The organism is Stenotrophomonas sp. LC732 (assembly GCF_052446685.1).
Taxonomy (GTDB): Bacteria; Pseudomonadota; Gammaproteobacteria; order Xanthomonadales; family Xanthomonadaceae; genus Stenotrophomonas; species Stenotrophomonas muris.
In genome coordinates, this window is sequence record NZ_CP199214.1 from 2,314,387 (window position 1) to 2,328,945 (window position 14,559).

General features: G+C 68.4%; 17 protein-coding genes. 9 read left to right on the top strand and 8 right to left on the bottom strand.

Annotated features, from left to right (window positions below; genetic code table 11):
* The 7 genes from ACT6SE_RS11140 to ACT6SE_RS11170 all read right to left on the bottom strand — a co-directional run bounded on the left by ACT6SE_RS11140 (window position 1) and on the right by ACT6SE_RS11170 (window position 6,062).
* The gene (locus tag ACT6SE_RS11140; RefSeq protein WP_444811158.1) at window positions 1-1,533 is read right to left on the bottom strand and encodes an MFS transporter; all 1,533 of its coding nucleotides are present in this window, start codon (window positions 1,531-1,533) and stop codon (window positions 1-3) included.
* A gap of 150 nt (window positions 1,534-1,683) precedes the next feature.
* Window positions 1,684-2,430 (bottom strand): hypothetical protein, encoded by a 747-nt coding sequence (locus ACT6SE_RS11145; RefSeq protein WP_046430869.1) that lies wholly within the window; start codon window positions 2,428-2,430, stop codon window positions 1,684-1,686.
* Window positions 2,430-3,047: a DUF3299 domain-containing protein gene (locus ACT6SE_RS11150; RefSeq protein ID WP_046430871.1), complete on the bottom strand. Its 618-nt coding sequence runs from the start codon at window positions 3,045-3,047 to the stop codon at window positions 2,430-2,432. Before ACT6SE_RS11150 ends, ACT6SE_RS11145 begins: the two co-directional genes overlap by 1 nt.
* Window positions 3,037-3,588, bottom strand: a complete 552-nt coding sequence (locus ACT6SE_RS11155; RefSeq protein ID WP_046430873.1) for a DUF3299 domain-containing protein — start codon at window positions 3,586-3,588, stop codon at window positions 3,037-3,039. Before ACT6SE_RS11155 ends, ACT6SE_RS11150 begins: the two co-directional genes overlap by 11 nt.
* Before the next feature lie 2 nt (window positions 3,589-3,590).
* Window positions 3,591-4,844, bottom strand: coding sequence for an ABC transporter permease (locus ACT6SE_RS11160; protein WP_046430874.1), 1,254 nt, complete (start codon window positions 4,842-4,844; stop codon window positions 3,591-3,593).
* Entirely contained in the window at window positions 4,837-5,532 is a 696-nt protein-coding gene (locus ACT6SE_RS11165; protein ID WP_046430876.1) for an ATP-binding cassette domain-containing protein, read from the bottom strand. The genes ACT6SE_RS11160 and ACT6SE_RS11165 overlap by 8 nt, the downstream gene beginning before the upstream one ends.
* Window positions 5,529-6,062 carry a ZrgA family zinc uptake protein gene (locus tag ACT6SE_RS11170; protein WP_046430878.1) on the bottom strand — a complete coding sequence of 178 codons (534 nt, stop codon included), beginning with the start codon at window positions 6,060-6,062 and terminating at the stop codon, window positions 5,529-5,531. Before ACT6SE_RS11170 ends, ACT6SE_RS11165 begins: the two co-directional genes overlap by 4 nt.
* Window positions 6,063-6,094: 32 nt before the next feature.
* On the opposite strand from ACT6SE_RS11170, the gene ACT6SE_RS11175 reads away from it, so the two are divergent.
* Window positions 6,095-6,571, top strand: a complete 477-nt coding sequence (locus ACT6SE_RS11175) for a MerC domain-containing protein (RefSeq protein WP_046430880.1) — start codon at window positions 6,095-6,097, stop codon at window positions 6,569-6,571.
* A gap of 371 nt (window positions 6,572-6,942) precedes the next feature.
* On the opposite strand, the gene ACT6SE_RS11180 is transcribed toward ACT6SE_RS11175, so the two are convergent.
* A complete protein-coding gene (locus ACT6SE_RS11180; protein WP_046430882.1) occupies window positions 6,943-7,845 on the bottom strand; it encodes a LysR family transcriptional regulator in 903 nt (300 codons plus the stop codon).
* 118 nt (window positions 7,846-7,963) lie between these two features.
* Between ACT6SE_RS11180 and dkgB the strand changes: the two genes are divergently transcribed.
* The 8 genes from dkgB to ACT6SE_RS11220 all read left to right on the top strand — a co-directional run bounded on the left by dkgB (window position 7,964) and on the right by ACT6SE_RS11220 (window position 14,525).
* Entirely contained in the window at window positions 7,964-8,767 is an 804-nt protein-coding gene (gene dkgB, locus ACT6SE_RS11185) for a 2,5-didehydrogluconate reductase DkgB (protein WP_046430884.1), read from the top strand.
* An 11-nt stretch (window positions 8,768-8,778) separates the two neighbouring features.
* The gene (locus ACT6SE_RS11190; RefSeq protein WP_046430886.1) at window positions 8,779-9,753 is read left to right on the top strand and encodes a TIGR03571 family LLM class oxidoreductase; all 975 of its coding nucleotides are present in this window, start codon (window positions 8,779-8,781) and stop codon (window positions 9,751-9,753) included.
* Window positions 9,754-9,772: 19 nt separating this feature from the next.
* Window positions 9,773-10,711, top strand: coding sequence for a cyclase family protein (locus ACT6SE_RS11195; RefSeq protein ID WP_080342754.1), 939 nt, complete (start codon window positions 9,773-9,775; stop codon window positions 10,709-10,711).
* Window positions 10,708-11,031: a MoaF-related domain-containing protein gene (locus tag ACT6SE_RS11200; protein WP_046430889.1), complete on the top strand. Its 324-nt coding sequence runs from the start codon at window positions 10,708-10,710 to the stop codon at window positions 11,029-11,031. The genes ACT6SE_RS11195 and ACT6SE_RS11200 overlap by 4 nt, the downstream gene beginning before the upstream one ends.
* A gap of 113 nt (window positions 11,032-11,144) precedes the next feature.
* Window positions 11,145-11,522 carry a copper homeostasis periplasmic binding protein CopC gene (gene copC, locus ACT6SE_RS11205; RefSeq protein ID WP_046430890.1) on the top strand — a complete coding sequence of 126 codons (378 nt, stop codon included), beginning with the start codon at window positions 11,145-11,147 and terminating at the stop codon, window positions 11,520-11,522.
* A gap of 10 nt (window positions 11,523-11,532) precedes the next feature.
* Entirely contained in the window at window positions 11,533-12,417 is an 885-nt protein-coding gene (gene copD, locus ACT6SE_RS11210) for a copper homeostasis membrane protein CopD (protein WP_046430892.1), read from the top strand.
* A 45-nt stretch (window positions 12,418-12,462) separates the two neighbouring features.
* Window positions 12,463-13,161, top strand: coding sequence for a heavy metal response regulator transcription factor (locus ACT6SE_RS11215; RefSeq protein ID WP_046430894.1), 699 nt, complete (start codon window positions 12,463-12,465; stop codon window positions 13,159-13,161).
* Entirely contained in the window at window positions 13,158-14,525 is a 1,368-nt protein-coding gene (locus tag ACT6SE_RS11220) for a heavy metal sensor histidine kinase (protein WP_046430896.1), read from the top strand. Before ACT6SE_RS11215 ends, ACT6SE_RS11220 begins: the two co-directional genes overlap by 4 nt.
* The last annotated feature ends 34 nt before the right edge of the window (window positions 14,526-14,559 follow it).

Genomic DNA, 14,559 nt, shown 5'->3' on the forward strand with positions numbered 1-14,559 from the left:
TCATTTTACGCGATCGGCCGCACCCTCGCGGCTGCCGACGCGCCCGCGCAGCAGGCGCGCGATGATCGACGCGCCCAGCGCCAGCACCACCGTGATCACCAGCAGCACGATCTGGTAGCCGCGGTCATACGCGGCCGTGGCCAGTGCGAACCACTCGCCCTGCCCGCTTTCACGTGCCACGTGCAGCGCCTGGGTGAAGCCTTCCCGTGCAAGCGCGGGCATGTCGGCCGAGACCGGCAGGAATGCGCCATACATCGCCGCGCTCAAGCTGCCCAGCATCGCCACCGCCAGCAGGCCGCCGAACTCGTAGGACACCTCTTCCACCGACGAGGCCATGCCCGCGCGGTGCGCCGGTACGTTGTTGAGGATGGCGGTGGACGCCACCGAGATGGCCGAACCCATGCCGAAGCCGGTGATCGCCATGCCGGCGACCACCCAGCCGAGGCCGTGCGGGAAGCCGAATGCCACCACGCCTACACCCAGCGCACCTGTGGCCAGGCCGCCACAGATCAGCGGGCGCAGGCCCACCCGGTGCAGGATGCTGCCGCCCAGCAGCGCACTGGGCAGGCTGCCCAGCGCGGCCACCGACACCAGCAGGCCCGCCTGCAGCGGAGAAAAGCCCGCCACCAGCTGGAAGCGCTGGGTAGTGACCAGCTGCAGGCCGGCCATCGCAAACAGGGTGAACACCGCCGACAGCGTGCCGGCCAGGAACGCCGGATTGCGGAAGATCACGAAGTCCAGCAGCGGGTGCGGCAGCTGCTGCTGGCGGCGCGCGAACGCCGCACCACTGATGGCGGCCAGCAGCAGCGCGCCTGCACCCAGCGCATACGACGGCGGCGTAGCGATCAGTGACTTGATCGCCAGCACCAGGCCGGACAGTGCAGCCAGAGCCAGCAGCGACGAAACCAGGTCCCACGGTCGCGAGGTGTCGCGCTGGCCTTCCGGTGCCAGCAGCAGCGTGGCCACGAACGCGACCACCACCACCGGCACGTTGATCAGGAACACCGAGCCCCACCAGAAATGCTGCAGCAGCCAGCCACCGATGATCGGGCCAAGCGCCGCACCGACGATGGCCACCGAACCCCAGATCGCGATGGCGATGTTGCGTTCGCGCGCTTCGTGGAAGCTCAGGCCGATCAGCGCCAGCGTGGCCGGCATCATCGCGGCCGCGCCGACCGCCAGCAAGGCGCGCGCGGCAATCAGCTGCCCTGCGGTGTCGGCGAACGCCGCTGCCAACGATGCCACGCCGAACACCACCAGGCCGATCAGGAACATGCGGCGGTGGCCGATGCGGTCGCCCAGCGTGCCCGCACCCAGCAGCAGGCCGGCCATCACAAGCGGATAGGCGTTGATGATCCACAGCGCCTGGCCGGCACTGGCCGAGAGTTCTTCGGTCAGCGTGGGCAGGGCGGTGTAGAGCACGGAGTTGTCGAGCGTGACCAGCAGCAGGCCGGCGGCGACGGTGAACAACAGTGCCCAGCGACGGGCACGCGACAGGGCCGGAGCACCGGCCAAGGGCTGGGACGAAGCCATGGGAGAACCTGGTGGGGGTGGATTACGGCGATAACTATACAGGATGTCCTGTATAGTTATGAAGGCGGCGACAGCGGCTCAGATTGCGGTCCGGGCAATGTTCATGTTGCCGTGCCCCTCATGCCCGGTCTTGGCTGGTGTCCGGGATCATCACCGGCAGTCTTCCGGCAGCGCAGCAATCGCCGCTACCACTGCCGCCTGCATGCCCTGCCCCACGGCCATGTCCAGCTCCCCGCCCGTTGCCCCGTGCTGGCGCCGCAGCTCGTCCTCGCACAGGCCGCGCACCTGCGCGCGGGCATTCGCGCGCAGGCTGCTGCACCGCCAGTCGGTGCCACCCAGCGGCAGCACCGAATACACCACGCTGTTGCAGGCGTTGCCAGCGCGCTGCTGCAACGACCGTCCACCAAAATCCCGGGGTTCACTACTGCGCTGCGGGTCGAAGTAGCTGTCCGGGAATGTGCGCGCGTACTGTTCGATGTCCAACGCCATGCTGCGCCCAGCGGCCAACGGCATCTGCAGCGGCTGCCCGCACCGCGTCGCATCGGCGCGATGCTGGATGTACTGGTAGATCGGCCGGTCCAGCGATGGATCCTGCTGGGTCACCGCGCTGACTCCCGCCAGCACCGGCAGCGATGCACGATTGGCCATGCGCGCCAGCAGCCCCGCCTGCGTTGCCTGGCAGCGGTCGCGCACTGTTGCCGCAAGCAGGAACAGCACGTCGTTGCGGAACGCGTGGTCGTCACCCAAACGCTGTTCGATGCGCTGGCTGGCGTCGGACGCCGGTGCTGGAAACGCGACCACCGGCGGCGCGGTGGGTGCGCGCTGCCGCTGCCACCACACCAGCAGCACGACTGCGCTCACCAGCACCCCGGCAGCCACGATCCAGCGCATGCGCATCAGTCGTGGATCGCCGTCAGCGTGGCCGCTGCGGCATCGTAGGACGCGCTGGCAATGTCCGCATCGAAGCGCTTCACCTGCAGGCGGCCGGCCAACCGGTACGGGTCCCAAAGATCGCCCAGCGCGATCGGCGTGGCCAGGGTCACATGGATGATCTGGTTCGGTGGCGGCGGCGGCACGTGGATGCACGCACCGTAGAACGGCACGAACAGCAGCTCATCGACCAGGCCGGCATCATTGGTGCCCAGCGGTACCACGTAGCCATCCAGATCCACCGCGCGACCGTCGACAGCGTCGACCACGCGCGAAGAGCCGAACTGCTTGGCGCGATCCGGGCTGGAATGGTCGATTTCCTGCCCCGGTGGCGTGCCCGAGCCGGTGTCGTCGATCAGGCCGCCCACCCCGTCCATGCCATTGCGTGACAAGCCGATCTGCGGGGGCGGGCGCTGATAGGTCACTTCGTCCGGCCGCAGCGCGTCCCAGCGGTCGATAGGCGTTTCGGGCGCGGCGGAGGGCAACGGCTTGTCGCGCGGCGTGGCCACCACGGCATCACCGCCCGGTGACGTGCAGCCTGCCAACCAGACGCATCCAAGCAGCAACACAGCGCTACGGTTCATAGGGCCTCAGCTGGGCATCGCGCATGGTGTAGGCGGAACCGGCCAGATCATCATCCAGCCGCTCGTCACGCAGGGTGCCGGCCAGGAAGAACGGCGAGTACATGTCCGGCATGGCGATCGGGCGCGGCAGCACCACGTGCACGATCTGGTTCGGTGGCGGCGGTGGTACGTGGATGCAGGCGCCGTAGTACGGCACGAACAGGAATTCGGTCAGGCGCCCATCCTGCGCAGTGGCCAGCGGCACCACGTAGCCGGGCAGGCGCACCGGACGCTGCAGCACCGCATCCACGGTACGGAACGTGCCGAATTGCGGCATGCGCCGGTTGCCGTTGTGCTCCACCTCCGGGCCCTCTCCGCGCTCCAGCGCGGCCAGCTCGTCCTTGGGCATCATCTGCAACCAGTCCAGTTCCTGCTCCGCCGCATCCGCAGCGCCAGCGTGGTCGACAACCGGCGGAGGTGGCAACGCCTGCACACCGGTATCCACCGGCCGCTCGCAGGCTGCCAGCGCCAGTACCATCGGCAATGACAGCATCCAGCGCATGCTCAGCCTCCCGGCGACAGGCCATCGGCCAAGGTGCGCCGGTAGGCCAGCAACGCCGGCACCAGCCCGGCCACCGCGCTGATCGCCAACACACCCGCCACCCAGGCCAGCTCGCGGCCATCCGGCCAGACATGGGTGATGGACAGGCCGAAGGTGGCCAGGGCCCAGCCGCGTCCGGCCATGCTGGCGGCCACCAGCAGCGCCAACGCCAGCACGCAGGCCACGGCACTGGTCGCCACCGCTTCCACTACCAGCAGGCCGGCGATGTAACCCGGCCGCGCGCCGGTCGCACGCAGGATCGCCATCTCGCGCCGCCGCTGCTGCAGCGTCGAGACCAGCAACGCCACCAGCGAGACCATGCCCAGCAACACCACCAACGCGCTGATCAGCTGCAGGGCGCGCTCGGCCGTGCCCAGCGACTGCCACAGCTGCTGCAGCGTCACCCCGGGCAGGATCGCCAGCATCGCCTCTTCGGGATACTCGTTGATCCTGCGCTGCACCGAAAAGGTGGCGATGCGCGAGTTAAGGCCGAGCATGAAAGCGGTGATGCTGGTCGGGGTCAGATCGAGGTGGCGCGCCTGCTCGGCACTGACGCTCTGGCTGCGCAGCTGCACACCCGAGCGCCAGTCGACGTGGATGGCCTCGATCGCCGGCAGCGAGACCAGCAGCGACGAATCCACCGGCGTGCCGGTGCGCTGCAGGATGCCGGAGACCCGGAACGGCTTGTCGGCATGCGTGGCCAGCGTGACCGCGCCGGTGCCGTGCGCCAGCACGATCTCGTCGCCGAGGCCGACCTTCTGCGCGCGTGCCACCTCCGCGCCGATCACCGCGTCATACAGATCATCAAAGGGCCGCCCCTGTGCAAAGGCAAGCGCATGACCGGAACCATAGCGATAGTGTTCAAAGTAGCCGCCAGTGGTACCCACTACCCGGTAGCCGCGCCAGGAATCGCCCAGCGACAGCGGCACCGCCCACTTCACCTGCGGCATTGCGGACAGCGCCTGGTAGGACTGCCAGGACACGTTGTTGGTGGGGTCACCGATATGGAACACCGCGTACAGCAGCAGGTTCACCGGCCCCGAACGCGCACCGACAATCAGGTCCGTGCCCGACACCGTGCTGGCGAAGCCTTCGTGCGCCTGCGTGCGCACACGCTCGACACCCAGCAACAGCATCACGCTGAGGGTGATGACCAGCACGGTCAGGCCCACGCTCAACGCGCGGCTGCGCAGGCTGGCCCAGGCAAGCTCAAGCATGGCCGGCACCTGCCTGGTTGATCTGAGACAGGGCAATCGTGCGGTCGAACAACGGCTGCAGGCTGTCGTCATGGCTGACCACCAGCACCGTGGTGCCGGCCGCCTCGCATTGCGCCGACATCAGCTTCAGGAACGCGGTCGCCGCGTCGCGGTCGAGCGCCGAGGTCGGCTCATCAGCCAGCAGCAACGCCGGGCGGCCGATCAGGGCGCGTGCCGCCGCCACGCGTTGCTGCTGGCCAACACTGAGCGTGCCTGCGCGCCGCTGCATCAGAGCCGGGTCCAGCTGCAGCGCCTGCACCAGGCGGGCGATCTCGGCATCCAGCGGGCCGCTGATGCGTGCGCTGCGCAGGCGCGAGAAGCGCAGGCCCAGCGCGATGTTGTCGCGCACGCTGAGAAACGGCAGCAGGTTGAACTGCTGGAAGATCACGCCCAGGTGGTCGGCGCGGAAGCGATCCCGCGCGGCACCACGCATCGCCTGCAGCGCGTGGCCGGCGACCTGGATGCGGCCGTTGCCGGGCAGCAGCACGCCCGCCAGCAGGCCCAGCAGCGTGCTCTTGCCACCGCCACTGATTCCGCGCAGCAGCACGCTGCTGCCCTGCTCGATCCATAGCCGCGGCACGTCCAGCACCAGCCGCCGGCCATAGCCGAACTGCACGCCATCCAGCACGATCACCGGTCGCATGCTCACGGTGCCAGCACCACGCGCAGATTGTCCGCAGTCAACACGCTGCGGTTCTGGCCATGGGCGGTGGTGCTGTTGACGATCACTTCGTGCAGGCCCGGGAATACTGCGGGCAGGCGCACGACGATGGCCCGCAACCCGGCAGGCTTGGTGCACTGGTACCGCAGCGTTGCGCTGAACCCTGCGTGGCGATGCTGACCGGGCGGCGGCGCGGCAGCCATCGCATCGAAGCCCTCGGCCCTGGCATCGTTCGCGATAAGGCGGCAGCCCGCGGCGGTGGGCAAGGTGACCCAGCTGCCGCTTTGCAGCAGCGCAATCGCACGCGCCAGCGCGGCCTGCTCGGTTGCATTGGCCGACGGCCGCTCGAAATCAAGGATGCCGATGCCGGGCGCCTGCAGGGCGAATTCCAGCGTCTGCTGGTCAAGCGCAAGATCAACGGTGGCCTGGCCGTGTACGTGCGCACCGAGCTGGCGGACATCATGGGCCTGTGCAGCGCTGGCAGCCAGCAGCAGGAAAAGAGCAGCAGAACGCTTCATGGGAGAGGCTCCAATTGTTACTATGTAACATTATGGACCACATCCCCACGACGCCTGCAAGGGCCCTGGCCCAGCCGCCAGCTTCGGCACGCTGGCACCCCCGCTTCGATCTAGCCGGGGCCTGGCTGTCCCTGGCCTGCGCCGCCCATTGCATCGCCCTGCCCCTGCTGTTGGCCTTCGTGCCGGCAGCGATGATGGCGCTGCGCTCGTTCCAGCACCCCGGCCATGGCGCGATGACGTTTCTGCTGATGATGTCGCGCTGGGAATGGCTGTTTGCGCTGCTGGCCTCGTCGCTGGCCTTGGCGAGCACCTTGGCCGGGGTTCACCGGCATGGGCGCTGGCGACCTGCAAGGCTGGCCTGCGTCGGCGCCCTCCTGCTGTTGCCGGCCTCGCTATACCTGCCGCTGAAGGAATCACTGCTCTGGCATGGCGTGGCGACAGCTGGTGGTGGCGTGCTGCTGGCATGCGCGCACATCGGCAACCGGCGCGCGCTGCACAACCGCCGGTAGTGCCGGCCGCTGGCCGGCAGCTGCGGGATCCCGGCAGCCGGCCAGCGGCCGGCTCTACCCCCTCCATGCATGGGCAACGCAACAGGTGACGCGCATTTGGTAGTGCCGGCCGCTGGCCGGCAGCCCCAGAGACCCGGCAGCCGGCCAGCGGCCGGCTCTACCCCTCCATGCATGGGCCATGCATCAGGGGATACGCAGCTGGTAGTGCCGGCCGCTGGCCGGCAGCCTCAGGGACCCGTCAGCCGGCCAGCGGCCGGCTCTACCCATCCGTACATGGGCCACGCAACAGGTGACGCTCAGTCGGTAGTGCCGGCCGCTGGCCGGCAGCCCCAGAGACCCGGCAGCCGGCCAGCGGCCGGCGCTACCCCGCCTTACTCGTCAAACGGACGTTGGCCGAGCGTCTGCGTCACGTGGTCGACGAAACAGGTGATGCGCGCGGCCAGCGCGGTGTTGCGGTAGTACACCGCATTGATCGGCTGGCGCACCTCCTGCGTCTGCTTGGCGAACAACTGCACCAGGCGGCCGTCACGCCGGTCCTGGCGGGTCAGGAAGTCGGACAGGCAGGCGATGCCCAGCCCGGTCACCGCCATCTGCCGCAGTGTCTCGCCACTGGATGAAGCAATCGCCGGCTCGATCACGAAAGGCCCACCATCGGCATCCTGCAGCGGCCATTCGTTCAACGAACTGGGCTGGGTGAAGCCAAGCAGGTCGTGCTCGCGCAGCTGCTCCACCCGCGTGGGCGTGCCATGCCGGCGCAGGTACTCGGGGCTGGCCACCACGCGGATGCGGCTGTGGCCGATCGGCCGCGCATGCAGGGTGGAATCGCGCAGCACGCCAATGCGGAACGCCACGTCGGTGCGCTTCTCGATCAGGTCGGTGATGCCTTCATTGGAATTCAGCTCCAGCTCCACCTGCGGGTAGCGCTCGCGGAAGCCCTCCAGCAACGGCACGATGACGTGCAGCATGAACGGCGTGGCGGCGTCTACGCGCAGGCGCCCGACCGGCTGCAACCGCCGCGCGGCCATCTGTTCCTCGGCCTCGTCCACCGTGGCCAGGATCGTGCGCGCGTACTCCAGGAATGCGGCTCCCTCCTCGGTCAGCTCCAGCCGCCGCGTGGTCCGCCGCAGCAGCGTGGTCTGCAGCTTGTCCTCCAGCCGCGCCAAGGTGCGGCTGGTGGCGGAGATGGTCAGCTCCAGCTCTTCGGCCGCGGCAGTGATCGAACCGCTGTCGACCACGGCCACGAAGGCCTTCAGCTCATCCAGGGTGGTTTTCATTTTTTACCTCGGCGCAAAAGCGTTTCCCGTATACACGGCTTAATCAACAAATGTAAAGCGCCCACACTTCGCCCTGTCCCGAGCCCACCGGCTCTCAACGAAGTCCCTGGAGTCCATCATGAGCGTTCCTTCCTTTGGCGTCGGCACCTTCCGCCTGACCGGCCAGACCGTCATCGATTCGGTGCGCAACGCCCTCGACGTCGGCTACCGTGCGGTCGATACCGCGCAGATCTACGGCAACGAAGCCGAGGTCGGCCAGGCCATCGCCGAATCCGGCGTCCCGCGCGACGAGCTGTTCCTGACCACCAAGATCTGGGTGGACAACTACGCCGCCGACAAGCTGATCCCGAGCCTGCGCGACAGCCTGGCCAAGCTGCGCACCGGGTACGTCGACCTGCTGCTGATCCACTGGCCGGCGCCGGGCAATGGCGTTGAACTGCGCGAGTACATGACCGCGCTGGCCGAAGCCAAATCGCTGGGCCTGACCCGTCAGATCGGTGTGTCCAACTTCAACATCGAACTGACCCGGCAGGCCATCGAGGTGGTCGGCGCCGGCGAGATCGCCACCAACCAGATCGAACTGAGCCCCTACCTGCAGAACCCTGCATTGACTGCCTTCCTGCAGGAACAAGGCATCATCGTCACCTCCTACATGACCCTGGCCTACGGCAAGGTGCTGAAGGACCCGGTGCTGGCCGCCATCGCCGACAAGCACCAGGCCACCGTCGCCCAGGTCGCGCTGGCGTGGGCGCTGCAGCGGGGTTACTCGGTCATCCCGTCCTCGACCAAGCGCGAGAACCTGGCCAGCAACCTGCTTGCCCAGGACCTGCACCTGGATGCCGATGACATGGCCGCGATCGCCGCGCTTGACCGCAACGGCCGCGAAGTCGATCCGCCCGGCCTGGCACCGGCCTGGGACTGAGGAGCCTCGCCATGGGCAGTGCGTTGACGCGGCTGCAGGCCGGTGGCTTCAGCATCGGCATCGAAGCACCGCTGGACAATGACTGGACGCCGCTGGGCGAACAGGCACGACACGCCGCGCGACGCCTGCCCGGCGAACCGGACCTGCAGCGCCATGCGGAGCTGGCACGGCTGGCCGACCGCCTTGGCTTCCGTGCGCTGTGGGTACGCGACGTGCCGGTGTACGACCCGGCCTTCGGCGATGCCGCACAGGTGTTCGAGGTGTTCAGTTACCTCGGCTACCTGGCCGGCATCACCGAGCACATCCTGCTGGGTACCGGCGCGGTGGTGCTGCCGATCCGCGAGCCGTTGCTGACCCTGAAGTCGGCACGCAGCGTGCAGCGGCTGAGCGGTGACCGCCTGCTGCTGGGCGTGGCCAGTGGCGACCGCCCGGTGGAGTACCCGCTGTTCGGCCGCGACTTCGACAGCCGTGGCAGCCGCTTCCGCGAGCAGATCGCACTGCTGCGCGAAGGCGCCGCCGCGCACCTGCCGCAGGGCCTGGACGTGCTGCCCGCGGACGGCCCGGCCCTGCCGCTGTTCGTGGCAGGCCTGGCCCAGCAGCAACCGGCGTGGATCGGCCAGCACATGGATGGCTGCCTGGCCTACCCGGGCACGCCGCAGGACCATGTACAACGCGTGGCGGCCTGGCGCGCCGTGGCCGGTAACAAGCCCTATGCCAGCTTCATCCACCTGGACCTGGTGGCCGATGCCGATGCTCCTCTGCAGCGCTGGCGCTTCGGCCTGCGCGGCGGCCGCAACGCCCTGCTGGCCGAGCTGCACGCCATGCGGGCGGCCGGTGTCGACCACATCGGCCTGCACTTCCGCCGCAACGAACGGCCGTTGGCCGAAACCTTCCACGAAATCGCCGAGTACGTGCTGCCGCACTTCCCGGCCCACGCCGGCGCCGCTGCGCCGCATGCCCCGCTTGCCGCCCCCGCGACGGCCTGACAGTTACCGGAGCTTTGCCATGAAGATGAAGACCCTGGCCGCGCTAGCGCTGGCCACCCTGCCGCTGTCCTTCCAGGCCACCGCCGAGGACTGGTACCCCTCTGCATATGGCGCCAACGACGAGATCGGCGCGGCCAACCTGCTGACCGCCGACGTGGTCAAGCACGCGGTCTCGCTGGTCAGGACCGGCAAGACCTATCCGCTGGCGGTGCCGGTGGACAAGAACCTGCCCGCGTTCCGCCACCGCAGCTTCCGCCTGTACAACGTGCAGGTCGGCCAGCAGGCTGGCAAGTCGCTGGGCCCCAACAGGTTCACTTTCAACGATGAACTGGTGAACGCCTGGACCGGCGTTGGCACCCAGCTCAACGGCATCGGCCATATCGGCATCGACAACGTCTACTACAACGGCAACAAGGCCGCCGACTTCGTCACCGTGGACGGGGTGCGCAAGCTTGGCGTCGAGAAGGTGCCGCCGATGGTCACCCGTGGCGTCGTGCTGGACATGACCACGTACTACGGCAAGGCGATCGTGCCCGGCGGCACCGAGTTCACCGTGGCCGACATCCAGGCCGTGCTGAAGAAGCAGGGGCTGCGCCTGCGCAAGGGCGACGTGGTGCTGTTCAATACCGGCTGGCTGGAACTGATCGGCAAGGACGACAAACAGTTCCTGGAAGTGGAACCGGGTATCGGCATGGAGGCGGCGAAGTGGCTGGCCGACCAGGGCATCGTCGCCTTCGGTGGCGACACCTGGGCCTCGGAGGTCTACCCGAACCCGAACGGTGCCGAGGAGTTCCCGATCAACCAGTACATGCTGGCCAAGCGTGGCATCTACAACCTGGAGCTGATCGACAGCCGTGCCCTGGTGCGCGACAAGGCCTGGGAATTCCTGTTCGTGCTCGGCCAGCCGCTGTACGTCGGTTCGACCCAGGTCAACATCAACCCGGTGGCGATCCGATGAACACTGCCCCCGCCTTGCCGTTGTTCGCCGGCCGCCGCTTCCGCGTCAGCTATGACGGCCTGGCCGCCGACAATGTCTACAGCGCCGATGGCCGCCACGTGCAGTACGCCATCGTCTCTGGCGCCTATGCCGGTGCGCAGGGCGAAGCCGCCTGTGAGTGGCAGCGGATCAGCGACGGGGTCTATGCCATTTCGTGGCAGGAAGCCGATGGCGCTACGGTCGTGCATGTCGATGACTTCGCGGGCGGGCATTCGCTGGCCTGGTTCACCGCCACCGATGGCAGTTTCCATCGCATGCAAGGGCCGCTGGCAGCGCTGTGATGCCGGCCAGCGGCCGGCGGACGGAACATTACAGATCGGTAATGCAGGGGTCAGGGCAGCGAAAGGCGCTGCCCTCCACCCTGTGGGCCATGTCTTCCACAGGTGTCCCACGCATGGCCCGTCCCCTGCTCCGCTCCACCGCCCTTGTTGTCCTCGTCTCCGGCCTCGCGGTTGCGCCGCTGGCCCTGGCCCATCCCAGCCTGGTGCGCTCGACGCCGGCCGCCGACGCGACCGTGGCGCCGGCCAGCCAGATCGAGCTGCAGTTCAGCGAGAAGGTGATGCCGCGTGCCACCCGCATCGAACTGAGCATGGACCATGGCCGCATGAAGATGGCCATGCCCACCACTGCGCAGGAGCTCTCCGAAGATGGCCACACCCTGCGCGCACGCTTCGCCAAGCCCTTGCCGACAGGCAGCTACGCACTGCAGTGGCGCGCGGTGGGCCAGGACAGCCACCCGATCACTGGCACGTACCATTTCACCGTGAAATAAGGCTGCCATCGTGGCCGAGCTCTCGCCGTATGCGCTGCGGCTGGCACTGTACCTGGTGCTGATGCTGCTGTTCGGGCGGATGCTGTTCGTCCGTCCGGGGCTGCCGCGCGGCGTCTCGCTGGCGCTCGCCCTGATCGCGTTGGCCGTGGTGGTCACCGATGCCATCACCCGCTTGACCGGTGTGCTCGGCATCGCGCCGGCCGACATCGACCCTGCAACGGCGCACTGGTTCCTCACCGGTACGCCGGTGGGTAAAGCCGGCCTGCTGCGTACCGTGGCGGTGCTGGCGATGCTGCCCCTGCTGGCATTCGCCACGCCGCTGCCGGGCCTGCGCCGCGTGGCCCTGCTCGCTTTGTCTGCCACGGCGTTGGCCAGCCTGTCCTGGAACGGCCACGCCGCTGCGGGCGATGGGTTCGGCGGCACCTTGCGGCTGCTGGCCGGCATCGTGCACCTGCTGGCCGCCGGTGCCTGGGTCGGCGCGATCGCCGCCATCCTGCAGTTGGCGCTGCGTCCACAGGGCCTGCGCCTGCGCGAGCGCACCTACGAGTTGTGGCGGGCCGCGCACAGCTTCGCCCTGCCGGGCACGGTCATCGTCGCCCTGCTGGCAATGACCGGCACCTATACCTATGTCGATCTCGGCGGTTCCGTGCAGACCCTGACCGGTACCGCGCATGGGCGCTGGCTGCTGCTCAAGCTGGCCCTGGTGGTCGGCATGCTGGGGTTGGCGGCGCTGCATCGCTGGCGATTGGTACCGGCCTTGGCCACCTCCATCCGCGACGGCTGGCAACCGCGGCCGCTGCGTTCCCTGCGCCACAGCCTGGCCTGCGAGTCGGTGCTGGCCGTGCTGGTGCTGGCCTGCGTGGCGGTGCTGGGTACGCTGGACCCGTTGGCGTGAGCCTGCGCAGCCAGCCCACGTGCAAGCTGCGATGATGGGCGCATCATGAAACTGCTGATCGTCGAAGACGAACCCAAGACCGGCAACTACCTGCGCCAGGGCCTGATCGAGGCCGGCTACGTGGTCGATCTCGCCTGCAACGGCGTCGACGGGCTGCACCTGGCCGGCAGCGGCGAGTACCAACTGATCATTCTCGATGTGATGCTGCCCGGCCTGGATGGCTGGAACGTGCTGTCGCGGTTGCGCGCCGGAGGGTGGCAGACACCGGTGCTGTTCCTGACCGCGCGCAGCAGCATCGCCGACCGCGTGCAGGGCCTGGAACTGGGCGCCGATGACTACCTGGCCAAGCCGTTCGCCTTCGCCGAGCTGCTGGCGCGGGTACGCACCCTGCTGCGTCGCGGCCAGGCACAGCCGCAGGCCGAGCGCATCATCATCGCCGACCTGGTGGTGGATACCCTGCGCCGCCGGGTCGAACGCGGCGGCCAGCGCATCGCCCTCAGCCAGAAGGAATACACCCTGCTGGAGCTGCTGGCGCGTCGCCAGGGCGAAGTGCTGCCACGCTCGCTGATCGCCTCGCAGGTGTGGGACATGAACTTCGACAGCGACACCAACGTGATCGACGTGGCGATCCGCCGCCTGCGCGCGAAGATCGACGATGACTTCGATGCCAAGCTGATCGTCACCGTGCGCGGCATGGGCTATGTGCTGGAGGCGCCGGACGACGGTGCCGTGCACAGCGGATGAGCCTGCGTCGTTCCATCGCGGTACGGCTGACACTGCTGTTCGCCATCGTGGCCACGCTGGTGCTGGCCGCATTGGGCGTGGCGATCTATGTCAGCGCCCGCCATGATCTTGTTGCCCAGGACTTCATCGAACTGGAAAACAAGGTCGCGTTGATCCGCGACCTCGCTGACAATGGGCCTGCCGCCGCGCGCGGACCGCGGTTGGCAGAGGCGCTCGGCCATCATCCGGATATCGCCTTCCACATTGTTGATGGGAGCGGAACCGTACTGTTCTCCACTGCGCCGGCACTGCTGCGCGAGCATGCACGCAGCCAGCCCATCGACGCCGCGCCACGGCGGCACGATTGGATCCTCACCGATGGTCGCTGCATGCATGCCCTGCACCTGCGCCAGACGCTGGCCGACGGCAGCCAGCTGGTGACCCTGCTGGCCATTGATGACAACCGTCACGCCGACTTCCTGGAGCGCTTCCGCCACCTGCTGGCAATCGCCATCATCGGCGCCGCGGTGGCCAGCAGCCTGCTCGGCGGCTACGTGGTGCGGCGCACGCTGCGGCCGCTGCGCACGCTGGCCGATGAAGCCCGGCAGATCACCGCTGGCCGGCTGCAGCGCCGCCTGAGCGCGCGCAGTGCACCGGCCGAACTGGAGCAGCTGGCGCAGACCCTCAACGGCATGCTGGCACGCCTGCAGCAGGACTTCGCGCGGCTCACCGGGTTCTCCGGTGATCTCGCCCACGAGCTGCGCACCCCGATCACCAACATGCTCACCCAGGTGCAGGTGGTGCTGGCGCACCCGCGCAGCAACGAGGCCTACCGCGAGACGCTGGCGTCCTGCGCCGAGGAACTGCAGCAGCTGGCACAGACCGTGGGTGACCTGCTGTACCTGGCGCAGGCCGAGGCGCCGGGTGCGCTGCCTTCGCGCGAGCCGGTGGCGCTGCATGGGGTGGTGGATTCACTGTTGGAGTTCTACGAGCTGTTGGCCGAGGACCGGCAGTTGACCCTGCATCGCGAGGGCGTGGCGAGCGTGGAAGGCAACCGCTTGATGCTGCACCGGGCGATCGCCAACCTGCTGTCGAACGCGTTGAAGCACGCCGCTGCCAGCAGCGAGGTGCGGGTGCGGCTGGCCGAGGCCGATGGCGTGTGCAGGGTCAGCGTGCACAACGTCGGCACCCCGATTTCCGCCGAGGCACTGCCGCGCCTGTTCGATCGTTTCTACCGCGGCGAGCGTGGCCGCCACGAAGGTGCGGGGCTGGGGCTGGCGATCACCCGCGCGATTGCAAAGGCGCATGGCGGCAGCGTGAGTGTTGCGTCCGATGACACCGGCACCGTGTTCGAGTTGGTGCTGCCGAGCGCCGCAGCCCGGTAGTGCCGGCCGCCGGCCGGCACCCCCCCCCGGGGTA